The sequence below is a fragment of the Bacillus sp. 3103sda1 genome, from assembly GCF_024159135.1.
GTDB classification, from domain to species: Bacteria; Bacillota; Bacilli; order Bacillales; family Bacillaceae_G; genus Bacillus_A; species Bacillus_A rhizoplanae.
In genome coordinates, this window is the sequence record NZ_JAMYWS010000001.1 from 1,672,669 (window position 1) to 1,697,483 (window position 24,815).

18 protein-coding genes and 3 pseudogenes are annotated in these 24,815 nt (G+C 36.9%); 13 read left to right on the forward strand and 8 right to left on the reverse strand.

Annotation, left to right across the window (positions count from 1 at the left end):
• Window positions 1-477: 477 nt before the first annotated feature.
• The 4 genes from NKR74_RS08445 (at window position 478) to NKR74_RS08460 (ending at window position 5,516) form a co-directional block, all read left to right on the forward strand.
• On the forward strand, window positions 478-840 hold the full coding sequence (locus tag NKR74_RS08445; protein ID WP_253629221.1) for a P-II family nitrogen regulator: 363 nt from the start codon (window positions 478-480) through the stop codon (window positions 838-840).
• A gap of 1 nt (window position 841) precedes the next feature.
• A complete protein-coding gene (locus NKR74_RS08450; RefSeq protein WP_253629222.1) occupies window positions 842-2,155 on the forward strand; it encodes an ammonium transporter in 1,314 nt (437 codons plus the stop codon).
• A gap of 771 nt (window positions 2,156-2,926) precedes the next feature.
• A complete protein-coding gene (locus NKR74_RS08455) occupies window positions 2,927-3,151 on the forward strand; it encodes a hypothetical protein (protein WP_098310539.1) in 225 nt (74 codons plus the stop codon).
• A gap of 94 nt (window positions 3,152-3,245) precedes the next feature.
• Window positions 3,246-5,516, forward strand: a complete 2,271-nt coding sequence (locus NKR74_RS08460; protein WP_253629223.1) for a transglycosylase domain-containing protein — start codon at window positions 3,246-3,248, stop codon at window positions 5,514-5,516.
• A gap of 210 nt (window positions 5,517-5,726) precedes the next feature.
• On the opposite strand, the gene NKR74_RS08465 is transcribed toward NKR74_RS08460, so the two are convergent.
• The 3 genes from NKR74_RS08465 to NKR74_RS08475 form a co-directional block, all read right to left on the reverse strand.
• Window positions 5,727-6,311 carry an SCO family protein gene (locus NKR74_RS08465; protein ID WP_253629224.1) on the reverse strand — a complete coding sequence of 195 codons (585 nt, stop codon included), beginning with the start codon at window positions 6,309-6,311 and terminating at the stop codon, window positions 5,727-5,729.
• Between the two features lie 61 nt (window positions 6,312-6,372).
• Window positions 6,373-8,820, reverse strand: a complete 2,448-nt coding sequence (locus tag NKR74_RS08470; protein ID WP_253629225.1) for a heavy metal translocating P-type ATPase — start codon at window positions 8,818-8,820, stop codon at window positions 6,373-6,375.
• Window positions 8,810-9,169 carry an ArsR/SmtB family transcription factor gene (locus tag NKR74_RS08475; RefSeq protein WP_253629226.1) on the reverse strand — a complete coding sequence of 120 codons (360 nt, stop codon included), beginning with the start codon at window positions 9,167-9,169 and terminating at the stop codon, window positions 8,810-8,812. Before NKR74_RS08475 ends, NKR74_RS08470 begins: the two co-directional genes overlap by 11 nt.
• Before the next feature lie 327 nt (window positions 9,170-9,496).
• Between NKR74_RS08475 and NKR74_RS08480 the strand changes: the two are divergent.
• Window positions 9,497-9,616 (forward strand): annotated as a pseudogene (locus tag NKR74_RS08480) (arsenate reductase); the annotation flags it as partial.
• Window positions 9,617-9,690: 74 nt separating this feature from the next.
• Window positions 9,691-9,762: an arsenic metallochaperone ArsD family protein gene (locus NKR74_RS24080; RefSeq protein WP_375337694.1), complete on the forward strand. Its 72-nt coding sequence runs from the start codon at window positions 9,691-9,693 to the stop codon at window positions 9,760-9,762.
• A 69-nt stretch (window positions 9,763-9,831) separates the two neighbouring features.
• On the opposite strand, the gene NKR74_RS08485 is transcribed toward NKR74_RS24080, so the two are convergent.
• The 3 genes from NKR74_RS08485 to NKR74_RS08495 all read right to left on the reverse strand — a co-directional run bounded on the left by NKR74_RS08485 (window position 9,832) and on the right by NKR74_RS08495 (window position 12,779).
• Window positions 9,832-10,551, reverse strand: a complete 720-nt coding sequence (locus tag NKR74_RS08485) for an MIP/aquaporin family protein (protein WP_253629227.1) — start codon at window positions 10,549-10,551, stop codon at window positions 9,832-9,834.
• Window positions 10,552-10,909: 358 nt separating this feature from the next.
• A complete protein-coding gene (locus tag NKR74_RS08490) occupies window positions 10,910-12,115 on the reverse strand; it encodes an MFS transporter (protein ID WP_253629228.1) in 1,206 nt (401 codons plus the stop codon).
• An 85-nt stretch (window positions 12,116-12,200) separates the two neighbouring features.
• Window positions 12,201-12,779, reverse strand: coding sequence for a DUF2087 domain-containing protein (locus NKR74_RS08495; protein ID WP_230576131.1), 579 nt, complete (start codon window positions 12,777-12,779; stop codon window positions 12,201-12,203).
• 1,097 nt (window positions 12,780-13,876) lie between these two features.
• On the opposite strand from NKR74_RS08495, the pseudogene NKR74_RS08500 reads away from it, so the two are divergent.
• Both NKR74_RS08500 and NKR74_RS24085 read left to right on the forward strand, forming a co-directional pair.
• A pseudogene (locus tag NKR74_RS08500) lies at window positions 13,877-15,334 on the forward strand (GW domain-containing glycosaminoglycan-binding protein); the annotation flags it as partial.
• 132 nt (window positions 15,335-15,466) lie between these two features.
• Window positions 15,467-16,681: pseudogene (locus tag NKR74_RS24085) on the forward strand (GH25 family lysozyme); the annotation flags it as partial.
• 335 nt (window positions 16,682-17,016) lie between these two features.
• On the opposite strand, the gene NKR74_RS08510 reads toward NKR74_RS24085, so the two are convergent.
• Both NKR74_RS08510 and NKR74_RS08515 read right to left on the reverse strand, forming a co-directional pair.
• The gene (locus NKR74_RS08510; protein ID WP_253629229.1) at window positions 17,017-17,271 is read right to left on the reverse strand and encodes a Phr family secreted Rap phosphatase inhibitor; all 255 of its coding nucleotides are present in this window, start codon (window positions 17,269-17,271) and stop codon (window positions 17,017-17,019) included.
• Window positions 17,271-18,365 carry a Rap family tetratricopeptide repeat protein gene (locus tag NKR74_RS08515; protein ID WP_253629230.1) on the reverse strand — a complete coding sequence of 365 codons (1,095 nt, stop codon included), beginning with the start codon at window positions 18,363-18,365 and terminating at the stop codon, window positions 17,271-17,273. The genes NKR74_RS08510 and NKR74_RS08515 overlap by 1 nt, the downstream gene beginning before the upstream one ends.
• 679 nt (window positions 18,366-19,044) lie before the next feature.
• Between NKR74_RS08515 and NKR74_RS08520 the strand changes: the two genes are divergently transcribed.
• The 5 genes from NKR74_RS08520 to NKR74_RS08540 all read left to right on the forward strand — a co-directional run bounded on the left by NKR74_RS08520 (window position 19,045) and on the right by NKR74_RS08540 (window position 24,738).
• Window positions 19,045-22,407, forward strand: coding sequence for a carbohydrate-binding protein (locus tag NKR74_RS08520; RefSeq protein WP_253629231.1), 3,363 nt, complete (start codon window positions 19,045-19,047; stop codon window positions 22,405-22,407).
• Window positions 22,408-22,679: 272 nt separating this feature from the next.
• Window positions 22,680-23,003: a hypothetical protein gene (locus tag NKR74_RS08525; protein ID WP_253629232.1), complete on the forward strand. Its 324-nt coding sequence runs from the start codon at window positions 22,680-22,682 to the stop codon at window positions 23,001-23,003.
• A gap of 394 nt (window positions 23,004-23,397) precedes the next feature.
• Window positions 23,398-23,739: a PadR family transcriptional regulator gene (locus NKR74_RS08530; protein ID WP_253629233.1), complete on the forward strand. Its 342-nt coding sequence runs from the start codon at window positions 23,398-23,400 to the stop codon at window positions 23,737-23,739.
• Window positions 23,732-24,214 (forward strand): hypothetical protein, encoded by a 483-nt coding sequence (locus tag NKR74_RS08535; protein WP_253629234.1) that lies wholly within the window; start codon window positions 23,732-23,734, stop codon window positions 24,212-24,214. The genes NKR74_RS08530 and NKR74_RS08535 overlap by 8 nt, the downstream gene beginning before the upstream one ends.
• A complete protein-coding gene (locus NKR74_RS08540; protein ID WP_253629235.1) occupies window positions 24,211-24,738 on the forward strand; it encodes a permease in 528 nt (175 codons plus the stop codon). Before NKR74_RS08535 ends, NKR74_RS08540 begins: the two co-directional genes overlap by 4 nt.
• The last annotated feature ends 77 nt before the right edge of the window (window positions 24,739-24,815 follow it).

A 24,815-nucleotide genomic window follows, 5' to 3' on the forward strand; every position in this document is an offset into this window, starting at 1 on the left:
GATGTATCCAGTAGTAATATAAACGTATTTTATTGCATTAAAAATCCTTATTATTCGTACGGGTTACTAAGAAGAGGTTTGGTTGAGGTAGACTTGAAGATTGCATGAGCTGTAAACTGTTGCATAAAGGAACACCATCTGTTAGAGCGGGTGGTGTTCCTTTATGTGTCTGCTTTATCGGGGAACGAATGAAATGAAGTACATGTTTATCCCGCATTAACGGGCAGTAAGACTCCCGTCTCAAAATTCAGAGAGAAGCAAAGGAGATAGGTGGGGGATGAAGAAAACCCCCACTGACGGAAGTTTCACTTTATTAGGATTACAAATAATCCGCCTACATATTTCAGTGGACTTATTTTTTCTCTCCGCTCAATAAGGATATTGAAAAAATATTCTAACAATTGATTGACATCTTTTCTTTTGTTGTTATAATTTATTTCAACTAATGTTAGAAAACCTTACATGGGAGGGTGCTGGATGAAAAAGATTGAAGCTATTATAAGGCCCGAAAGGTTAACGGATACGATTAAAGAGTTGAAAAACATTGGGATTACAGGATTTACTGTATCTCAGGTTGTAGGAAGAGGGAAACAAAGGGATGCACAAGGGGTGTATCGTGGAAGAAATTATAAAGTTACTCTTCATCCGAAAATAAAACTTGAAATCGTTCTCTCAGACTATATGGTGGAAAGGACGATAAAGGCTATTATTACTTCTGCCCAAACGGGTGAAGATGGTGATGGTAAGATTTATGTTTATCCTATTTTGGAAGCTTATAACATACGGACAGGGAAGATGGACTTGAGTATAGATGATTTAGCTGAGAGAGGAGGGGAATGAAATGAAGTTGATGTATTTAAATACTGTATGGGTTGTAATAGCTGCGGCAATGGTTTTGTTTATGGAAGGCGGATTTAGTTTGCTGGAAGCGGGTTTGGTTCGAACGAAAAATGCTGTGAATGTAACGATGAAGATTTTTGTGGATCTAACAGTAGGGGCCCTAGTTTTTTGGATGCTTGGTTTTGGTCTTATGTTTGGAAAAGATGCTTTCGGAATGATTGGTATGAATTTGTTTGGTAGTCCTGAAAAAATATCTCTAGGAATAGAGTTGCCTAGTGCTGCTTTTGTATTATTTCAAATGGGTTTTGCGATTGCTTGTGTATCCATTATTTCAGGAGCGGTAGCTGAACGGATGAATTTTAAGGCGTATATTTTGACAGTCGCTATAGTAACGTTGTTAATTTATCCGATTTCAGGTCATTGGATTTGGAACAGTGATGGTTGGTTGGCTAAATTAGGAATGAAAGATTTTGCTGGATCAGCTGCTATCCATGCGTTAGGTGGATTTACTGCATTAGCGATGGCGAAGCTATTGGGACCGAGAAAGGGACGGTTTAATTCGGACGGTAGTGCCAATGTTTTTGCACCTAGTAATATCCCGTTAGCTTCGTCTGGAGCGTTTATTTTATGGTTTGGTTGGTTCGGTTTTAATGCAGGAAGCACTCTTGATGCTTCTAGTTCAATGCTTGCGCCGATAGCTATTAATACTATGTTAGCGGGAGCGAGCGGTGGCACAGTTGCTTTATTAATGACGTTGAAAAAGTACGGTAAAGCTGATCCGAGTATGACGATTAATGGTGTATTATCCGGTTTAGTGGCAATTACGGCCGGAGGCGCATTTGTTTCGCAGTGGAGTGCTGTAATTATTGGTATTATAAGTGGATTGATTGTTATGTATGCTACGCTGCTAATTGATAATTGGAAAATCGATGACCCGGTTGGAGCAGTTGCTGTACACGGGTTCAATGGTGCGTTTGGAACGATTGCTGTTGGTTTATTTGATATGTCGGACGGTCTTCTCACAACAGGTCATTTTTCGCTTCTAGCTGTACAATTATTAGGAGCGATAGTAGTTAGTGTTTGGGGGATTTTAGGTGGTATCTTTATTGCGAAGTTGTCCGAAAAAACTGTTGGCTTCCGAGTGAGTGAACGTGAAGAGGAAGAGGGGCTTGATATGTCATATCATGGTATACCAGCCTATAATGAATTGGAACGCTTTGTTGATTTGCCTACGAGTTTATATGATTTTGAAGAAACGACCGGAATTAGCGTCGCTCCAATTGATAGTAAGGAAGTTGCAGGTAAAATTGTTTAGTAGCTTTTGGTTATTGAAAGTTTGAAATAAAGAATGTAAAGAGCCTGTGTGTACAAAAAGAGTATGTACACACAGGTTCTTTTGCAGATTAGGCTTATATAAAATCTGAAAACTGATGCTTTGAAAGTAATGAGAAATAACGTCTTACAAAATCATAAAATAGTCTTTCGGAAGGGGGGAGTTCTCGATTTTGAGGAGAAATTAATTTGACTGTCCCATTTACTTCTGGATTAAGAATTTGTATTTTGCCGGTATTCTTTGAGATTTTCATAAAGTGTAATCTCGGATAATAAAGTGACAACGATTCCCACCATTTTCTTCGCTTTTTAGTAATGCAATTCCCCTAATTGTGCGAATTCTTTTATAATAAGAACTCCTGACTTAACTAGGAAATTTATCCCGCATTAACGGACAGTAAGCCCCCCACCTCAAGGTTTAGAGAAAAGCGAAGGAGATAGGTGGGGGATAACTGGCCGTAAAAGCCCGATTGGTTCAACTAACCATCAGTGTGGGAGAAAAAAACCACTGATGGAAGTTTCACCTTATAAAAGTTTTTTTGAAAAAACTTTTTTGACCCCCTTAAAAATAAGGTTCCTTACGAAATAATTATAGGTGGAAGCTTATTTTATTTGTGAAGTCTATGAAAAACAAAATTGAGCGACAACTACGTGCGTATGTAGTATATAAATTTTACGCATATACGGGCCTGTATAAATAGAAATTCATTTCTACTAAAAATACTGGAAACCGTATTAGAAAGGGAGATTCAACTTGAAGGAATTTACTGTTTGCTATACTTTGGATAATGATATTAAAAGAGAAAAAATAATAAAAGGATTAGATGTTAAAAAGGAAGAGGTTATACAAGAAGTTTTAGAAAAGATAGAACACGACAAGTTTTTTGTTGCGAAAAGTGACGAAGGGGCTTATATAATAAATTCTTATTTAGTACGTTATGTACGCGTTATAGATGAGAAAGTGTTAGGTCAAATATAATACTCATAATTTAGTAGATAGTAAGCTAACAAAAGGGCTTACTTAATATGGTCTACAACTTTCATAAGTAAACGAAGCGTAGGAGAGAAGAATAATGTCAGAAACGTATCGTTCTCGTGAGGAACGAAAACAAACAAAGAAAAAACAACAAGGAAGTGGAAAGACCTCTAAAAAAGGATCATTTTTGAAAAAGATCTTACTTGTCTGTTTGCTGATTGGCATCAGTTTAGTAGGAGCAGGAGTCGTTATTTTCTTTTATATGATTAAGGATGCTCCCGAAATAGAGGCTTCAAAATTGGTGGACCCACTATCGACGAAGTTTTATGATAAAGACGGAAAATTTATCTATGAATATGGAAAGGAAAAACGAACAAAAATCACGTATGATCAAGTTCCAAAAGTGTTGGAACAGGCATTCATTGCTACAGAAGATTCTCATTTTTATGAACACCATGGTATAGACATAAAACGAACGAGTAAAGCAATTTTCGAAAACTTGACTGGGGACTTCGGATCTCAGGGCGGAAGTACCATTACACAGCAAGTTATTAAAAACTCATTTTTGTCTCCTGAAAAAACGTTAAAACGAAAAGTACAGGAATGGTACTTGGCGTATAAGTTGGAGCAAAAATATTCCAAGCATGATATTTTAACAATGTACTTGAACAAAATTAATCTTGGAAACCGCTCTTACGGCGTTGCTGCCGCAGCCAAAAATTACTACGGTATTGAAGCGAATGATTTGAAAAAATTGACCCTTCCGCAGGCTGCTATGTTGGCAGGACTACCGCAAAGTCCGAATAACTACGATCCGTCTAAACCGGAAAACGAAGAAGCAGCGACAAAGCGCCGTAACCTTGTCTTAAAATCTATGCATAGACAAGGATATATCACAGAGCAACAAATGCAGGATGCAATGAAGGTTCCGGTAACGAAAGGTATTGTTCCGAAAACCAATCAAGAAGGTATGCCGTATGAAGCGTTTTTGGATGCTGCAACAAAAGAAGTTGAAGACAAGGTGAAAGACGTCAATATCGGTACGGATGGTCTTCAAATTTATACGACACTCGACCCGAAAGCACAGCAGTATGCCGATAAAATCATAAATACGCAAGATATTGTGAGTTATCCGAACGACCGTTTCCAGGCAGCTTTTACGTTTATGGATTCGAAAACGGGTGAAGTGCGTGCCATTGGAAGTGGCCGCAATGAATATAAAGCAACATTTCGAGGAAATAATTTCGCTATTGATATAAACCGTCAACCAGGTTCGACGTTTAAACCAATCTTTGATTATGGTCCGGCGATTGAAAATTTAAAATGGTCAACGTACCACCAACTTGTGGACGAACAGTATCATTACTCAAATGGAAAACCCATTCGAAACGCTTATACGGATTATAAAGGTCCTATGTCTATGCGGAACGCTTTAGTAGAGTCACGGAATATTCCAGCTTTGAAGACATTACAGAAAGTTGGTTTGAATAAAGCAAAAGAGTTTGCACAATCACTTGGAATTACGTTTTCTGGTAATCAGGTTTATGAGTCTTACGCAATTGGAAGTAACCTTGTGTCTCCTCTTGAAATGGCAGGAGCATATGGTGCATTTGCAAACGATGGTGTGTATACAAAACCGCATTTCGTTACAAAAGTTGTTTTCTCAGACGGTAAAGAAATAAGTTTTAAGCCGAAAGGCAAACGCGTTATGCATGACTATACGGCTTATATGATTACCGATATGCTTCGTGGTGTAGTGAATGCCTCTAACGGAACAGGTACAGCAGCTAATGTACCGGGTCTTGATATTGCAGGGAAAACGGGAACAACAAACTTTGACGACAAGACACTCAGTCAGTTCGGCTATCCATCTAAAGCAACAAATGATAGTTGGTTTGCCGGTTATACACCACAATACACGATGGCTGTTTGGACTGGCTATGCGAAGAATGGCCCAGGGAATTATATGCTTGGAGATACAACAAAAATCTCACACCTTATTTTTAAAGCAATGATTCAAGCATTAGGAACAGACACATCCAGATTTCAGCAGCCGAGCAGCGTATATCAAAAGAATAATGAGCTGTACATTAATGGGGTTAGTCCTGACGCTGTTCCACCAGCAGCGGCGCCACCAGCAGCGGCGCCACCAGTAGCGGCACCACCAGCAGCGGCGCCACCAGTAGCGGCACCACCAGTAGCGGCACCATCCGTGGCGCCATCCGCAGTTGTTTCACCGGAAGCTCAAAATCCGGAACAGGGTGATAATGAAGGAAATGATAATGAAAACTCAGGTCATGGTGGAGATAAAGAGAAAAAAGGCAAAGGTAAAGATAAAGATAAAAAAGATAAACATAAGCATGACTAAGGCAAATGCAGAAAAAGGATAGCTTAGTCATGAAGTGTATAGATTTCTAAACTTGTAATAATAAATACTACATCAAATGGGGATATAACTTTATAGTATATCGTACACATCAATGTCAATAGAACTATCAAAAAAGGAATCAATGTTATGATTCCTTTTTTGATATGCTATATATAATATTCCGTTCCTTCAGTTATTTTTCATTATCGATTAACGAATCGTTTTAATATCTTGAATAATCTCTTCATACGGTGTATCGGTAAGAGCTGAGTAGCTCTTTACAACAGTTCCGTTTTTATCTACAAGATAGAGTTTTGTTCCGTGAATGACTTGTGTTGTACTTGCTGGTTTATCTACAAATGCTTGAAAGCTATTCTTGGCAAACGTAGTGATTTCTTCTTGTGTATAGTTTGTTAGAAAGTGCCAATTAGACATATCGGTATCATAGCGTTCCATAAACTCTTTCATTTTTTCTGGCTTGTCCACAGTAGGGTCTACACTGAATGAAACAAATTCTACATCTTTGATTCCTTCTTCTTTCAACATGTTTTTAAGTTTTGTCATATTGGCTGTCATAGGTGGGCAAACCGTTTCACAACTTGTGAAAATAAAGTCTGCTATCCATACTTTTCCTTTTAAGTCCGAAAGACCAAAAGGTTTTCCGTTTTGATCGGTATACGAAAACTTCTCTACTTTCCAATTCAATGAGTTTTCTAATTGTTTGTCTCCACATGCACTTAAAAATACGATTATGCTGACAATCATCAGTAATGTGATGTTACGAACTTTTTTCATATGTATCCCCTTTCATTTCTTCATTATGTATAAAGAGGCTATATGATAGCCTCTTAACAGATTACTTGTTTCGTAGTAAACGCATACTATTTAAAATGACAAGGAGTGCAGCACCTGTATCACTAAGTACAGCAATCCAAAGTGTGAGCCAGCCTGGAAAGATAAAGGCAAGAGCGATAAATTTAATAATTAATGAGAACCAGATGTTTTGTTTAATAATGTGCAATGCTTTACGGCTTAACTTCATTGTATAAGGAAGTTTTTCAAGATTGTCTGCCATCAATACAATATCTGCTGTTTCCATTGCAGTATCGGTTCCTGCACCGCCCATAGCAATACCAAGATTTGCTGTGGCAAGGGCAGGGGCATCATTAATACCATCTCCAATCATTGCTACCGTTTTACCTTCGGATTGAAGTTGTTTCACTGAATGAACTTTATCTTCTGGTAGTAAATTAGCGAAATAACGATCTACTTCCGCTTTCTGTGCAATATGCTTAGCTGTTCCTTTATTGTCTCCTGTTAACATAACAGTTTCTTGAATGCCTGCTTGTTTTAACTCCTTAATGGTTTGATAAGTGTTCGAACGAATGGAATCTGCTACGGAAATCATCCCTAGAATAGAGCGGTTTGTTCCAATAAGTATCACCGTTTGACCAATTTGTTGCATTTCTTGAATTGGTTCTTTCCACACTTGAAGTGAGACACCTAAATCATAGAATAGGGTAGCGTTTCCAGCATAGTAGGTTTCCCCTTTGATGTTTACTTGTGCACCTTTTCCTATAATTGTACGGAAGTCCGTTCCTTCTTGAGCGGGAATTTGCTGTTCTTTTGCATATGTTGTGATTGCTCTTGCGATTGGATGGTTGGAGTATTCTTCGATTGTTGTCGCAATAGACAGTAACTCAATTTCAGAACAATCTAGACTTCTCGCGTGCATTACCTTTGGTTTTCCTTCGGTCAATGTTCCTGTTTTATCAAATGCGATAGCATTTAACGAACCTGCTACTTCTAAAGCTGTCCCGCCTTTGATGAGTACACCGTTTCTCGCAGCATTTCCAATAGCAGATACAATTGCGACAGGGGTAGAGATGACCAAAGCACAAGGACATGCGATAACGAGGAGTTCTAATCCTTTATAAATCCACTCCATCCATGCTCCCATCCCAAGGAGAGGAGGGATTACCATTACGACAAGTGCTAATAGAAAGACAATTGGTGTATAGATTTTTGCAAAACGATCGACAAACGCTTCGGTCGGTGCTTTCTTTTCTTGCGCTTCCTCAACAAGGTGTATAATCCGTGAAAGAGTGGTATCCTCGACGAGTTTGGTTACCACGATATATAGGGAACCTTCTTCGTTAATTGTTCCTGCATAGACAGAATCGCCAGTTTGTTTATCGATTGGAATAGACTCACCTGTAATGGGTGATTGGTTCACGGTAGAAGTACCTTCAATAACTGTGCCATCCAATGGGATTTTCTCACCTGGTTTTACGACAATTGTTGTACCTATTGTAATATCGTCTACAAATTTTTTTGTAAGTTCTGTTCCAACTTTCACCCATGCTTCTGAAGGTGCTAAATCAATAAGCCCACGAATTGATTCACGCGTATGTTCAATAGATTTGTTTTGTAATGTTGCCCCTAATGCAAATAACCAAACAACCGTTGCTCCTTCTAACCACTGTCCAATTAGCGCAGCACCAAATGCAGCAGATGTCATGAGAACATTCATATCCAGTGATTTACTTCTTAAGGCGTAAAAAGCACTTTTTGCAGGTTTATATCCTCCAATTAGGATACTGGCTGCGTAGAAAATTGTAATAAGCAGGGGCGGTGTATTTGCAAATCCACCAAAAAATCCAAAAGCTAAAAATAATCCTGAGAGAATCAAAGTTGTATCTTTAGATTTTGAAGATGGTGTTGCTCCTCTACGCTTTCCTGCCAAGGAGGCTTCAAATCCTGCGTTTGACACTTCTTTTATAATGTCCTCTGCATTTCGGTCGTGACGAATATGCATCTTTCCGGTAGCGAAGTTTACGCGAACTTCTTTCACACCTGCCACGTTTTGTAGATGTTTTTCGATTGTTAAGGCACAAGCGCCGCAATCCATGCCTCCGACCAGGTACGTTTCTACACCATCTCCTGTTACTTTCGGAGTGTCACGAAGTGAGTTGTCTTCACATGAACTATTACTACAACAAGAAGAGGTTTTTGGTGTTACTTCTTCTTTTGGTGTGGTGGAGGTAGAAGAGCAGCATGAAGATACGTTTTTCGATTTAGACTCACAACAAGAATCAGAAGAGTCATTTTCTGTTTTTGTAGTATCAGTGTTACTACTGCAGCATGAAGTTTTTTTAGTAACGGGAACAATTGGAATCTCTTTTTTAGAAGAACAACATGATGATGTTTCCTTTACTACTTCTTCTTTAACAGGAGTTGGTGAAGAGTCACTGCACGAAGAAGTTTGACAACAACTCGCCTGTTTCTCTTTCTTATCTGTCATGACAATTCTCTCCCTTTTGAGATAAACAAGCATCGTTTTTATCACATGATGCTACCTCGTTCTGTACTTCATGAAATACAACATCAAACATCGTGAGTAACTGTTCGATTTGCGCATTTCGTAAAGAATAGTAGACGTACTTTCCTTCTTGTCTTCCAAGGATAATGCCACATCCTTTTAAACAGTTCAGGTGTTGGGATATATTGGACTGATTTCCTTTGATAATTTCTACAATTTCAGATACCGTTTTTTCACCATCCATCATACACTGAAGAATCTGAAGCCTTGTTTTATCAGCAAAGCCACGAATAAATTTGGCTTTTATATCTAAATCATTTGTATTGCACAATTGTATTCACTCCACTCGTATTAGTCATTACTAATATGTTTATTCTTCATTCATATTAGCATTGGCTAATATGTGTGTCAAAATATTTTTAAAAAAGTCTGAAAACTTTCGTTAAACCTATTTTTGGATTTGAATTGAAACGCTTAATTCGCGAGGGGAAAGTAGAAATCCAGCTAGGAGTAATACAAACGCATGGAAGAGAAGTAACTTTTGACAATTACAGCAGAGTAAGAGAAATGTAAAAAATATTATACGGTCAACAAGTTTCGTTCTTGACTACAAATGGCTAGACATAGATGGGATTTTAAATGAAAAAGGCTTATTCATAATGTTAAACATGAACATTGGGGATTTGATGATTTAGTAGGACAAGATTGGTCAGCGTTTCAACGTGTGCGTGATGAAATTGGTACAAGTATTAAGAAATTTGCGGAAACAGGTGAGTAATCAAAAACATAGCCGAGAACTTGTTCTCGGCTTCTTGTGTATAGAAAGGGGAGGGGAAGATGAGAAAAATTTAAATTTATGAACCGGCAATGTGTTGTTTAGCAGGAGTTTGCGGAGTAAGTATAGACCAAAAAATTATTTCATGAGAAATGAATTTAGGCTGTTTTTATATTTTTGCAGTTTTTTTCATTTTGTGTATTATTAATTTTTATCTATTATTTAAACAGATGAAAATAGGTGTATACGGCTATAATAGAGGCAAAAATTGGAGCAACAATAGGTACCCATGCATAATTCCAATGTGAGCTCCCTTTCCCTTTAATTGGTAAAAGTGTATGAGCCAAACGGGGCATAATGTCACGGGCGGGATTCAGAGCAGGGCCAGTTGGACCTCCTACTGAAAGAACGAGTCCCCATACTAAAAAGCCAATGACTACATGAGCGGTTAGATGTTCCCTTCCCATAAGAGGAGAATTTACGATTCCTAATGCACAAAAAATAAGTATAAACGTACCGATGAATTCCGTTAAGAATGCGTTAAGATATGTTTTTTTGTATGAAGGGACAGAACCGAAACAACCTAGCACTTCTATAGCATCTTCTGTATCGTCCATAAAAGGTTTATAGATCACCCAAACAATGACAGCGCCAATAAATGCACCGGTAAGTTGTGCCGTGATGTAGGGAACAACTTTTTCCCATGGAAATTTGCCGTTAAGCGCCAAACCAATGGTAAAGGCAGGATTAATATGATTTCCGCTAATACCGCCGAAGATAACGGCGGGGATTCCAACTGCGAACCCCCAACCGGTAGCTATCACCATCCACCCTGTTTTGTGTCCTTTTGCTCCTTTTAGATGAACATTTGCAACAACACCGTTTCCTAATATGACAAGTAAAGCGGTGGCAAATACTTCTGCGATGTATGCTGTCATATTTTCTCCTTTCTAGATACGCGAATTTAATATTAAATGTAGTTTGCTTAAAAACGTAGAAGGTTATTGCAATAAATAGGTATTTTTTGATTATATGTATGGTCATGATACTCGCAAAAATGTATTTGAAAAATTAAAATGATTTCAAGTTAATCATAATATTTTCAGTGATACGTCCTGTTTTATTTACAGTAGAACTTGGTAAGCGGCAAATTAATTTTGCAATTTTAAAGTAACATTAATATTGTATTTACCAGGATAGTTGAATAAGGAATGACTTTAAATTAGGTCATAACATGTAAATCATTTTTGCTTAATTGAAGAAATAGGGGAAGGTTTCTATAAAAAAAGGTACCTCTCAAATGGTACCTCTTTTCCGATATGCTTTCGTTGAAATGATTAAAATTAAGGAAACGGAAATAAGAATATAGGCGATACCTCCAATCAAACCTAAGGAACGTGGAGTAAGGTATTGAAGCGCGGATCCAGAAATTAACATAGATATTCCTAATACGGTATTTAGGGTTGTTGCTAATATTCCGAAAATAGTTCCTTGGTGCTGCTCAGGGATTTCCTTCATAAGAATGGTATCAAAGCATGCATTACAAATCCCAGACATAAATGCAGCTCCGCCAAACATAAGAAAAGCAAAAAACACGAAATGTGTTTGACTTAATAACAGTTGAAATATCCCTTCAAGCAATAGACATACTAAACCTGTAACAAGGAAATTTTTTCGTAATTGATTTGCAACAGAAAAGCTTAACATTAAACCAATCCCTAATGCACCATAAAAAAGACCTACACCTACATCTCCAAGATGGTACTCGTTAATCGCATACACGCTGATTAAAACATTATCAATTCCGTTCATAGAAGCTATTAATATCTCACAGAAAAAAAGAATTTGAACTGAGGCGGACATCAAGATTACCTTTTTGAAGGTGGAGATTAGATTCTTTGGCTTCTCTACTTTTTTAACATTTTCACTCTCAGGAAATTTAATTGTATAGTTAATGGCTGCAGCTCCTAAAAATGATACTGCATTTAACCAATATGTTACATCAGGTCCAAAGATAGACGAAACTATTCCACCTGAAAGTGCCCCAATAATTAAAACAAATCCTATCATTACTTGTTCTAAACTATTCACTTTTACAAGATGTTTTTTATTAACAAGCCGAGGTATTGCTGATTTTCTTGCTGGTCCATATATAGCTTCACCAGCAGCTAAAATAAATGAACTAACATAAACAATCCAGATATCCTCTTTACTCTGAACCAATATGAAGGATAAGGCAAACAAGATCCTTATAAGGTCTGTTCCAACTAATATTGTTTTTCTCGAAAATCGATCAGCCAAAATGCCCCCGATTGGCCCGAAAAACAAAGAGGGTATCAATCGGATTGCTAAAGTCATTCCCACAGCCAAGCTAGAACCTGTTAAATGTAGCAGCATCGCTAACACAGCTACAGAACTAAAACGATCCCCAATTCCATTCACAATGCCGGCTAGAAATAACTTCCGATATTGTTTTTCTTCATTTATAAATGAAATATTCATATCTATCCTCCTTGTTTTATACTTATCTAATTTTATGATCATCTAATTGGTTTGGTAAAAAAATAAGGGCGTCGGGTGACACCCTTTACTTCAACCACCATAGCTCAACGGGGTTTAACTCATATTGATTATTTTCTCGGTACATATATTGGCACATAATAAGCTCACGTCTTAATGTTGCATAATCCTCATGAAACTGCTTTAAATATTCATTGATTTCTTTTTCTTGATAAACTTTCCCAAATTCTAACCCTTTGATCATATGCGAAAGTACGACAAGCTTTTTCTTTCGTTGTGCAGGATAGTTTTTCAGCTTTCCATCTTTTGTGAAGAAATTATTGATAATAGCTGAACGTTCCTTTTCAGTAACCGACATTTCCATGTTTGAATCACCTCCTGTTCCTACAGTAAAAATAGCCTTAGCACTCATTTCTAATATTTTTGTATTAAGAGAAAAATAGATCGTATTTTTATCACGGCGTTCTTTTATAAGTCCAACATCTCGCAGCTTCGTAATATGGTGTGTAATTGTTGGTGGCTTAAGCCCTAACTTCCCAGCAATTTCTTGTCCGCTCAAAGGACCTTGTTGGAGCAAGGCGATAATACGAACCCGTGTAAGATCGCCTAACGCTTTATGAAACTCAACAATTTTGTTTAATTGCACTCAGAACCCTCCTAATTTAATGTTTATCTAATTAGATTATAATCGAATTACTTTTATCATTCAAGTAATTAAATGATGAAGGTGTTTATAACGGTAGGCAGGTGTATTTTTTCACGATGCTTAACGTAAGTGCAAAAAATATTGCTGTAACAGGATTTACTGTATCTTAAGCAGTGGGAAGAGGGAAGAAATTATAAAATTGCTTTTTAGAGGGGGAGTTCTCATTTGTATTTTTACGGTATTCTTTTAAAGGTTTTCGTAAAGTGTAATCTCTGGTGATAAAGTGACACTAATTCCTGCAGAAATTAAGTTTTTTATTGTATAGATATCCTCGCAAAATCATATATTTCGAAGTTTTTCCGATTTCATTGAATGAATTTCAAAAACTACCCCCATAAAATGATTAGTTGGTCCGAATCTTATATAAGGGAAGAAGAGAGTCGTTGTAATACTTGATATATAATACTCATCCTGAATCTATTTAAGCTAAAGTATAAAACATTATAATTTATTTTATTATCGAATATAAAGATATTTAAACATTCTATACAATCAATTTCTCCATTAGCAGATTTATTAATGATTCAAGAGATATTTAGTAGTCATCTCCTAAAAGTTTTATGGTTTTATCTTTTATTCTTTGTAATTTACCTTCTTGCTTCGCTTCTAGAAGAAGTAAAGCATCCAGTTGGAAATGTTAGCTTAATGGAGACATGCCAGAAGGTATAACGGATATAATGTTTTTTGTCATCTTTAAATGTGCCTCTTATTTTATGTTTCTATGAATAGATTATTTGTTCGTCACCATACCTTTGAATTAGCGCACTTCGGTTTTTGCTTTACGGGCATTTACACCCTCGCATTAGCCTTGGCCAATTTCTCTTAAACCTTGAAGTAGGGGACTTACGACTCATAAATAGCGGGACAAATCCCAGTAATATTCGCTAAAGATAGTACGAGTACATGATATATAAATAGGAAAATAACCTACTTTCAAAATTATACCAAAATAGTAAAATGACATGTATTAGAATGTATCGTTTGTTTGTATAAAATGTGAATAAACACTTCTGTATAAAGGTTATTGAAGAGTTTGTATGTTAAAAATATTTCGAAATACTTGTCAAAAATACTATATTAAAATTTTTATAAAAATAGTAATATGTAAAGGTAGTAGAGAGGGACATAAATGTTGGGGATCTGATTTATTAGAACGTATATTAAAAGATTACATAAAAATAGACCTCTTCCAGCTACGAGATTACTACAATTTAAGGAGAGGGTGTGCAGAAGTGAAAAAGATTTGGCTATCTGTATGTACCGCTATTACGGTTTGCGGTTTTCAGACAGTACCTGTTGCAAATGCGGACACTACAAGCTCCACTTTGGCAGCTAGTACCGTCACAAATGAACAAGCGGTAAATTTCGATGGCTTGATTAAGGATAACATGAAAGGTAACGGTATATGGACAGTACCATATGGCTTGCAAGGGGCTAGTTACCTTGGAGACGTTACCAAATATAGTGGTATGATGGTTCATGTTATTGGTAGTGCACAGATTGGGAATGTGCTTTGGTATCATGTACAGATAAATGGGAAAGATGGAGGTTGGCTTGATAGTAAAGTTCTAAATGCTGCAACGAATGTCAATCAGAATCAGCTGGTCGTCCTTACAACAGGGAATGGAGTTTGGTCTATTCCATATGGTCTAAATGGCGCAAGTTATATCGGTTCCACTAATAATTATGTAGGAAAAGACATAAAGCTGATTCAGAAATTAACGATAGGAAATGTTGTATGGTATCAATTTAGCGTAAATAATCAAGTCATTGGCTGGCTCGATAGTCGTGCGTTAAGTGGTTTGACGAATTTGCAAACCATAAATCAAACGGCTGTGATGGGTGCGACAAATGTCAATGGTATATGGAGCATGCCATATGGCCTTCCAGGTGCAAATTATTTAGGATCGACCGATCGATATGCTTTTCGAGATCTGCAGTTACTGGAGAGCGCTACATACCAAGGTGTACAATGGTATAAGTTTAGTATAGATGGTCAAGTTATTGGCTGGATTAGCAGTTATGCGTTAGACAATGCAGGGATAGCAAAGCCGGCAAACTTTTCTGTTACAATTGGAAGTACGAATGGTAACGGCATATGGACCGTACCGTATGGTATTGCTGGTGCACAATATGTACAAAGTACCAATGATTATACATATCAAACGCTTCAAGTTGTGAAGACTGCAACAATAGGAAATGTTACTTGGTATCAGGTGGAAAAAGACGGTAAGCTGTTAGGCTGGCTCGATGCCGGGAAGGCACTTACGGATTTAACGAATATAAAAGATGAGAATCGAACAGCAGTTATAAAACCATCTACGAACGGTGATGGCATATGGACTTTACCATATGGGGAATATGGCTCGAAATTCGTAGAATTTACAAATAATTATAAATATCAAATGGTGCAAGTGATACAAAGTGCTACAAAAGGTTCTACTACTTGGAACAAAATTAAGCAAGGCGATCGTATTTTAGGTTGGGTTGATGCGAATGTATTATCTTCGCAAACTGCATATACTCAGTTGGATCCAAATGGAGAAGTTCATTATAACTGGGGATCAGGAGCTCCTGCTGGTTTTCCTTCTCAACAGTTTCAAGCTGATTTTGTTCAAAATAAGCAATTGTCTGGAGGAGATTACTTTGTTCAGTCGTTTGCAGATGACGGTATAAAGGTTTCGATTGATAATAATCTAGTCATCGATCGCTGGACATTAGCTGCTGGTGAAACGAATCGCGCTATATTACCAAATGTAGCAGCAGGCTCCCATAGCATTCATACGCAATATTATCAAGATGGTGGACAAGCAGCTGTATTTTCAGATGTAGTACCATTTGGTAGCTGGCTTGCATATTACTATCCGAATGAAACACTTTCTGGATATCCTGTTGGTGCTAAGACTCTTTCACAAGCAGCAAATGGCGGCTTACAAGATGATAATGGTCTTGAAGGCTCCCCAGTTACAGGTGTACCAGGAACTCATTTCTCAGCACGCTATGTCACAGCTAAGCACTTGAAAGCTGGTCAGTATCTTTTATACACGGGAGCAGATGATGGAGTTCGTGTATATGTAGATGGGCAAAAAGTTGCAGATACATGGGGGTATAATACTTACAATGAACAAGCGTTAAAAATTGATATTCATGATAACCAAAATGCAACAAATGGATTAAGTGATGTTCACTGGATTGAAGTGGAGTATATGCAAGGTACTGGCTTTAGTAAAGTAACGACAACACTGAAACCTGCCTATACATTTATTGACGTTTCACACTGGGAAGGAAGTATAGACTGGAATCAAGTGAAGCAGTCTGGTATTAGTGCCTCTTATATGAAAGCAACCGAAGGTACTTCATATACAGATCCAACCTATGCACAATACGTGCAAAATGCATCTGCAGCAGGCCTTTTAGTTGGAGCATATCACTTCGCTCATCCAGAACAAAATGACCCGATAGTGGAAGCGAAACATTTTGTTGATGTATTGAATCAATATCATACCGATTTAATGCCTGTACTTGATCTTGAATCACCATCTAGTCCGACAAATACGATAACAGGATCTTATGTGTCAAACTGGGCACGTACCTTTATTAATTACGTACAGCAGACAACAGGAAAACGCGTTATGATCTATACGGGCCGCTGGTATGTAAATGGTTTTAATATAACTGGACTCGGCGATGTACCTATTTGGGTTGCAAAGTATGGCTCTACCCTTCCAACTACATTAAGTGATTGGAAAGGCTGGAATTCTTGGCAATATACAGACAGTGGAAATGTAAATGGAGTAGGAACGGTTGATATGTCTGTTACAACTTCTTTAGATGGACTTAAGCAATAACGGATTTCTTACCTGTATATTCAGGGAGAAGAAAATACGAAACTTAATGAAAAAAGCAGACCTTTTTAGAAAAGGGTCTGCTTTCTTTCATTAAAAAGATAAGAAATTGTATTATTTTAAGGGATTACAAATCAAGAATTTGTTACTTTTAATAATGGCTAGATAGAATGAATGCTTATGATTCAATTAAAAATTAATATGAATGAAAATAGGATGATATCAAAATTCTTTTTTAGTAAATTTTGAATATCATCCTGTTTAATGTATCCTTTGTATTAATAGTGTGGAATTCATTATTTGTCATCAAATAGAAAGGAAATCTTTTTTGATTACCATTCAACCCCATGTTCTGATTCAGAAATGATTATACCACCGCCGTCACCTCTATTTAATTCAGGCACAGGTAAATTAGCATGGCCATCTTGTTTAATTATATCACCATAATCCCCCAGAGAAAATGCAGGTGCACCGCCACCATCTCCACGATTCAAAGCTTGGCTATTGGATTCGGTAAAAGTATTTAAACTCATAGTTAAAGCACTCGTAATTGCTAGTCCCGTTATTAATAAACCAATTTTTTTCATTATTTTAATGCTCCTTTTTCACGGTATTTTTTGCTCGCCATGATACTCATGTAAAAATACTGACTTGCTTTTGAATTATTTTCTTCTTCATAGAATTTCAATGCTAATTTTTCAGTATATTCTTTTACACACTCCCATAAACCTTCGCTTTCAAAATACGAAATACCTTCCAACACTACATTTTCTAATTCTGTAGTGTGAGAATGTCTATTTAATTCTTGTAAAATTATAAAACGATGTTGAAATTCTTTGTTTTTTAGTTCATTGCAGAGATTTAATCCAGATTTAATAAATTCATTTGCAAGCTCAATTCTACCTAATTTGTAATTTTCTTCAGCTATAGTAAAAATAGCTTTATAATGTCTAGGTGATTTTTCAACAACTTCAGAAATATGACGAATTGCTAATTCTGAAAGATTTTGACTTCCGTATAGCCATCCTAAGTTACTTCGAACCATTAAAACAGCTTTTTCACTATTTAATTTTTTGAAAACATCTAAAGCAGTATTGAAGTTTTCTTCTGCTTGTTCAAATTGCTTTAAGTCGATACAACATAAAGCAAACATATTTTCACATAGAGCTGCATTAATTTGATAATCCTCATGTTTTGCAAATTCTTCTTTTGCTTTTTTTATGTAATCAATTCCTAGTATTGGTTGATACGATTGATAATAGAAATAACCTAATCGATAATTAAACTCAGCTTGTTCAAATGGACTCTGAACATATTTTAAAAGTTTTTCAGCTTTTTCGTATTGTTCTTTTGCTTCTTTATATTTTGTAATGAGTGTAAAATGAAACGCTTTGAAAAAATGATAATAATATGCCAGAAATCCTTCACTTGGAATTTGAAAAGACTCTACCTGATCAAAACTGTCTTCTTTAATTTCTATCCAGTCTGTTAAAACTTTGTATCTAAAATTTAGCAAAGAATAATATAATAATAATTCATGATCTTGTTCTACATTGTTGATTTTATAATCAATATCTTCTTTTAATTGTTTCGATTCAACAAATTGTTGTTTCAATATCGATTGATACCAATTATTGAGTAAACGTGTAAGTTGTTCTTTTGTTATGACTTCTGTACTCATAGTAGATACGCCTCCTTTTTAACTAAATATTACCATGTTTCTAACTGTTAGAGGGGAGAGTTAATTTCTAGGAAAATTGATAAAAAACAATCAGAATATTCTTTATATTCTGATTATTTTAAAACCTGTAATGTGTAGGATTTGCAAAGAAAAGAGGTGTGAATTGCACCTAACGGGTTCTCATTTGGAAGAAAAAAGTGATAATTAAAAAGTTGAATGACAGACCAAATAGCAATATTTTGGTCTGTTTTTTTATTATTAAAAAATGAAGAGATTACTTCGTTTAAAACGTGCTTTCATCAAATTTTAATCCATACGACATTAAAACAAAAGCGGAAAACATTTTTCCTTTTTGCAACCTGAAATAGTTAGATCGCTATCATGATCAGATTCTAAGCTGGTTTAAGGAACATCGGCAGCGAAATCAAGCATACTTACTGTTACAACCATTATATCTTTATTGATTTTCTTCAAACTGACAGGAAGCAGGTCGGTCAGTGTGTAACACTTTACCGAAAACCAGCCGACATGACAGAAGTGATGAAAAGAGTCCCAAATGCAGATAAAAGGAAGCAATCCATATTTTACGAAACGTTTACAGTTCGCGGATTTGAATTTTACAATCCGTTGATACGATAGAAGTGCCATCGATAGGAATAAAAAATTAAAGGAGATGTTTATGGTTACCTTAAGGAAGTTTAACAAGTCATTCTTTTCACTTATCATGATAGCTGCATTCCTACTCAGCAGTATTGTTGGCTATACGCCGGTGCATGCCGCAAGCGATGCATATAGTCTGACAGAAGCAGAAAACTTTAGTTCCAAGTCGGGTGCCTACCTTAAAGTTGAATCTTGTCCAGATGGTGGACAAAGTATAGGAGGTACTAATGACAATCAGTATTTAGTATATAAAAATATTGATTTTGGTAGCGGTACTAATGGTGCTACGAAATTTAGTGCAAGACTTTCAGTAAAGGGATCAAATGCAGGCGGTAATATTGAGATCAGGCTTGACAGTCCGACAGGTCCTTTAGCGGGAACTCTTACTGTCGCTGCTACAGCACCAGACAACTGGAATGTCTACCAGACTCAATCTACCGATATTGCCAATGTTACCGGAACTCATGATGTATACCTTGTATTTAAGGTAGCGGCGGGAAAAACATATGTAGCCAACCTTAACTGGTTTCAGTTTTCAAAAACGTTGAACAGCATTGACATTACAAAACCACCAGCAAAGACTGTTTACCGTATCGGAGAGAGTCTTGATCTCACGGGTATGGTAGTCACCGGCACATACATAGATGGTTCGTCAAGGGTGGAGGAAGTCAGACCTTCCGATGTAAGCGGGTTCAACAGTTCAACTGCAGCGGCCAACCAGACACTGACCGTCAAAGTACGCGGTAAGACAGCAACTTATACAGTAGAAATAAAGCCAAAGAATCTAACAAGTATCACAGCACCTGCAGCGATTAAAGATGTGGTAAACGGAACAGCGCCTACAGCGGCGGCCCTTGGACTGCCTAGTAAAGTAGCACTTGTGACCGATGGCGGAAATGTCGACGCACCTGTGACATGGAATATAGCTGATTCAGGTTACAATCCGGCTGTAAAGACCGAGCAGAATTTCACGGTAACGGGAACAGTAGATCCACCTGCAGAGGTTGCAAATCCGAATAATCTAGCATTGTCAACAAGCATCAATGTTACGGTTCTTGCTTCAACAACACCTGAGAAGGATACTAGCTATAAATTCAGCTTTATGGCCATTTCTGATACTCATGCAAATGCAAAAGGAGATATCAACGATGTTATCCTAAATAATGCATTGCAGGACGCAGTTAGTAATAATGTGAAATCCGTTAGCGTTGTTGGAGATCTTACTGATTATGGAACAGATGCACAATATAATACATTTATGACAACAATGAATAAATATCCTCAGCTTGACCGCAACTATGCACTTGGGAATCACGATGTAAGATGGATGGGAGGATTTGAAACTGCTGAAGATAGATTTCTCTCTCATACAGGAATGCCAGGCGTATATTTTGATAAATGGATAGATGGATACCATTTTATCTATTTGGGAACAGAGGCGGATGATAAGGACAGTGCCTATCTTTCGGATACCCAGCTTAAGTGGTTAGAAGCGAAATTAGCGGAGGGTGCAAGGAAAGACAAACCAATCTTTTTATTCGTCCACCAGCCATTAGGGAATACAGTTTCAATGACAAAGCCTGAGGATTCTTATCAAAGCGATGAGGTACAGGATCAAAAGTTTAAGGATATTGTGGGGGAATACCCTCAAAGCGTTTTAGTAACGGGACATGTACATGATGATATAAGGCTGCCGGGTACCTTGTATAACAAACAGTATTTTACAATGATAAGAGATGGAGCGATTAAATATAATCCTTCTTATACAAAAGAGCCAGGTGCTCAAGGATTGATTTTTGATATTTACGCCGATAGAGTGGTGATAAATGGAAGAGACTTTGCGACAAAGAGTACGATAGCTACCTGGACCATCAATAATTATACAGCCGATGCACTTACAGCAGATAAACAAGCGCCTACCGCACCAGCTAATGTCACAACGAAAGTATTAACAGACAAGACGGCACTGCTGTCATGGGATGCAGCTACAGATAATTTTAAGGGTAATGTAGGTGTTACAGGCTATGATATTTATAATGGAGATACTTTGATTGGATCAACAACAGGGCGTACGAACTTTAAAGTAACAGGATTGGCTCCCAATACGACATATCAATTTACTGTAAAAGCTAAGGATGAGGCAGGAAATGTTTCAGAGTTTAGCAGCCCATTAAAAGTTACCACTTTAGGCTACGATCCTGCTCCGGTAAATTTAACTTTGAACAAGACGGTTACATCCAATGGAAGTGTGGCAGGTTACGAAGCGTCTAAGGTAGTAGATGGATCAGCTTCAAGTGGCAGTAAGTGGTCTTCAAATATTAACGGAGACAAATGGCTAATGGTTGATCTTGGACAAAATTATGACATATCTAGATGGGTAGTAAAGCATGCAGGAGAAGGTGGAGATAGTTTATCTCTGAATACTAAAAATTATAAGCTTCAAGGAAGTCTGGATGGAACTACTTGGACTGATCTGGATTCTGTAACAGGAAACGTTTCAAACGTCACTGACAGGTATATAACGAAATCCAACGTAAGATATGTAAGGCTTTATATTACTACGCCGCAAAATTATGCTGAAACGGGAACTGCAAATATTTATGAATTTGAAGTCTATGGACGGGACACCGATGTTCAGCCGCCTGTTACAACGGCAACGACGGATGGAGTTACAGGTGAGGACGCTTGGAATGCAAAGGATGTGAATGTGAAGTTCACTGCAGATGATAATCCAACTGGAACTGGTGTAAATCGTATCGAGACAAGAGTAGACGGCGGCGATTGGACAAACAAGACCGAATTGACGCTGACTGCTGAAGGTATGCACAGCGTCGAGTATCGTGCTATAGATAACGCCGGCAATGTGGAAGCAGTGAAACATCTTGCTATTGGCATCGATAAGACGGCGCCAGCAATCGCGGTATCTGTACCGGAGGATGGAAGTATTTATGAAAACTCCGGGGATTTGACGCCTCAGTTTACATTGACCGATAACTTTTCGGGTGTCGACAACAGCAAGACGACGGTGACGCTCGATACGCATTCTTACAAAATCGGAACGGCGATTCCGCTGTATACCTTGCCGCTTGGTCAGCATACCCTTGTTATATCTTCAAGTGACCTAGCCGGTAATCAGGAAAGCAAAACCGTTCACTTTCAGACAGTGGCAAGCATTAATTCCTTAAAGGAGTTGGTGACACACTTTGCTGATACGAAATGGATCGACAATGCCGGAATTGCCAACAGCTTGCAGGCCAAATTGACAAACAATGATTTGAACAGCTTTGTGAATGAAGTGAAGGCGCAAAATGGGAAACACATTTCAAGTGAAGCTGCAACTTATTTGCTGCGAGACGCTCAATATGTGTTGTCACAACAATAGCGCATTTATAAACAAAACAGACGACCAATTCTATGGTCGTCTGTTTGTCTATTGGGGGTAGATGATAAAATAAATTGCTGTATAGCTTAATTCTTATTATTGTGGATCGATTTAGCAGACGGAAATGAGGTAGAGACACTCTTTAGTTCATATAATCTACAGTATAGGAAGTTCATTTATTTTATAACGTAATAGATTGATTATATAATAGACATGTGATTAAAAATGTAAAGTATATCATATACTTTATAAATGTCTAGGAGTGAGTAATAGTGAAGATTAAGAATGTTACATTCAATAAGGATCAAAACGGTGAAATCCGATTTGAAAAAAATAGGGTGATTCTCTATTTAGATATAGAAAAGGGAGGAACTGTACTTCTTTTCTGTGAAATAAATCCGAATGAACATACGATCAAAGCCAGCAATGTATCATTTGAGGGGTTGTGGTGCCCTTGTTGTGATAAAAGAAATATGTCTATATGTCCAAGTCTATACAGCAAGAAAGATACATTGTTGCGTGAAGCATATGATCTTCTAGAACAACATTCCGATACGAATTTTTCTACACTTACAGGTCCATTACAGATTATATAAGAAAGATAGAAAGGTGCCATAGTGATGGCACCTTTTTAAATTTGCCTCTTATCTTATGTTTCTATGAATAGATCATTTCTTCATACGCCTACCTTTTGGTTAGCCCGCTTAGGTTTTTGTTTTTACGTATGAAACAATTGTTTTGGTCATATGTTTAATCGCGATTTTTGTTGACTTTGTCAATTCTTCGATAATATTTGCAATCGAATTCATGTTATCACAAAGATAAAAAAACATGTTGAATATTTTAGAATTGACATGACATTAGATTAATTTTATACTGTCAGTAACATATTACTGTTACTGACAGTATAATGTTGTTAACAGTAATAATTTTGATGTTATGTTAACGAAAAAAACTTTTTTACACTTAAATTAGGAGGTTGTATATTTCATGAAACATACAGGGAGACATACAGGTGCATTTCTTTTGCTGTTTTTAACAGAGGGAGATAGCTATGGAGGGAAACTTCTGCAGAAATGTGAAGAAGAGCTTCCCATCAATCCAATTGATAGTGCTATCATATATCGCACACTAAAAAAATTAGAGAAAGAAGGTGCTGTTGAGTCTTACTTGGACACATCTGATCAAGATAAGCCGATAAAAATGTACAAAATTACTACAGTTGGAAAAAAACAATTAGAAGATTTTCAAATAGATATTGAAGAAAAAATTAAGAATTTATCATTTTTCTTAAACAAATATAAAAAATGGGAGGAGTCTAAACATGATTAATGGCGCTATCCTTTACGCTATAGCCATTATTCTTACCACTATTTCTTTTATAAAGGATCGAAATAAAACAAAAGACGCTCTATTAAAGTCATGGAAAATGTTTCGTAATCTTATACCTTCCATGCTATCAATTATGCTTTTCGTTGGACTATCACTATCTATATTAACGCCTTCCTTCATTTCTTCCATCATTGGGGAAAAATCTGGATTCATCGGTATTGTTTATTCAGCAATAATTGGCTCTGTTGCACTTATTCCAAGCTTTATTGTGTTTCCTCTTGGACATACATTAGTCCAAAATGGTGCGGGCCTCCCTCAAGTTGCGGCATTAATGTCTACATTAATGTCAGTAGGAATCACAACTTTACCGATGGAACAAAAGATATTTGGGCGAAGTTTTGCTTATTCTCGTAATGCATCTGCATTGTTAATGTCTCTCATATTCTCGTATATTATTTGGGTGGTGATGGTATGAATGAATTAAGAAGATATCGTTTCTTTTTCATTTTACTATTGGGACTCATTATATTGACTTTTATAAACCAATCGTTGGGATGGAACGCATTTCAATTAACAGGAAAAAGTATTTTAGATATGCTATTCTTACTCCCTCCTGTCTTAATATTCGTAGGGTTGCTTGACCAGTGGGTGAAGAAAGAAACATTAATTAAATATATGGGGAAAAAATCTGGTATCTATGGCATCTTGTTCTCCCTATTATTAGGAGGAATTGCAGCAGGTCCCCTCTACGTAGCCTTTCCAATCGCAGCACTTTTATTAAAAAAAGGAGCGAGCATACGATACATTGTATTTTTTCTAGGAGTTTGGACAACTGCAAAATTACCGGTTATGGTGTATGAATTTGCTTCATTTGGAGCTAAATTTACACTCATTCACATTTGTTTTGGTCTATTATTTTTCTATCTAATGGGTATTATTTATGAGAAGTTTTATGACCAACGACAATTGTTAAAGTATGATATAACGAAAGAAGTTTAGATTTAGATCAATAAGTCTTGAAGCACCTCAATCTCAGATTCTGTTGTAGCTGTAGATTTTAAATAACGTTTGATCAA

What these genes read in the sequence shown, in the direction of transcription:
- NKR74_RS08445 (WP_253629221.1), top strand. Translation starts at nt 478, where the DNA reads ATGAAAAAGATTGAAGCTATTATAAGGCCCGAAAGGTTAACGGATACG.
- NKR74_RS08450 (WP_253629222.1), top strand. Translation starts at nt 842, where the DNA reads ATGAAGTTGATGTATTTAAATACTGTATGGGTTGTAATAGCTGCGGCA.
- NKR74_RS08460 (WP_253629223.1), top strand. Translation starts at nt 3,246, where the DNA reads ATGTCAGAAACGTATCGTTCTCGTGAGGAACGAAAACAAACAAAGAAA.
- NKR74_RS08465 (WP_253629224.1), bottom strand. Translation starts at nt 6,311, where the DNA reads ATGAAAAAAGTTCGTAACATCACATTACTGATGATTGTCAGCATAATC.
- NKR74_RS08470 (WP_253629225.1), bottom strand. Translation starts at nt 8,820, where the DNA reads ATGACAGATAAGAAAGAGAAACAGGCGAGTTGTTGTCAAACTTCTTCG.
- NKR74_RS08485 (WP_253629227.1), bottom strand. Translation starts at nt 10,551, where the DNA reads ATGACAGCATACATCGCAGAAGTATTTGCCACCGCTTTACTTGTCATA.
- NKR74_RS08490 (WP_253629228.1), bottom strand. Translation starts at nt 12,115, where the DNA reads ATGAATATTTCATTTATAAATGAAGAAAAACAATATCGGAAGTTATTT.
- NKR74_RS08510 (WP_253629229.1), bottom strand. Translation starts at nt 17,271, where the DNA reads ATGAAAAAAATTGGTTTATTAATAACGGGACTAGCAATTACGAGTGCT.
- NKR74_RS08515 (WP_253629230.1), bottom strand. Translation starts at nt 18,365, where the DNA reads ATGAGTACAGAAGTCATAACAAAAGAACAACTTACACGTTTACTCAAT.
- NKR74_RS08520 (WP_253629231.1), top strand. Translation starts at nt 19,045, where the DNA reads ATGGTTACCTTAAGGAAGTTTAACAAGTCATTCTTTTCACTTATCATG.
- NKR74_RS08530 (WP_253629233.1), top strand. Translation starts at nt 23,398, where the DNA reads ATGAAACATACAGGGAGACATACAGGTGCATTTCTTTTGCTGTTTTTA.
- NKR74_RS08535 (WP_253629234.1), top strand. Translation starts at nt 23,732, where the DNA reads ATGATTAATGGCGCTATCCTTTACGCTATAGCCATTATTCTTACCACT.
- NKR74_RS08540 (WP_253629235.1), top strand. Translation starts at nt 24,211, where the DNA reads ATGAATGAATTAAGAAGATATCGTTTCTTTTTCATTTTACTATTGGGA.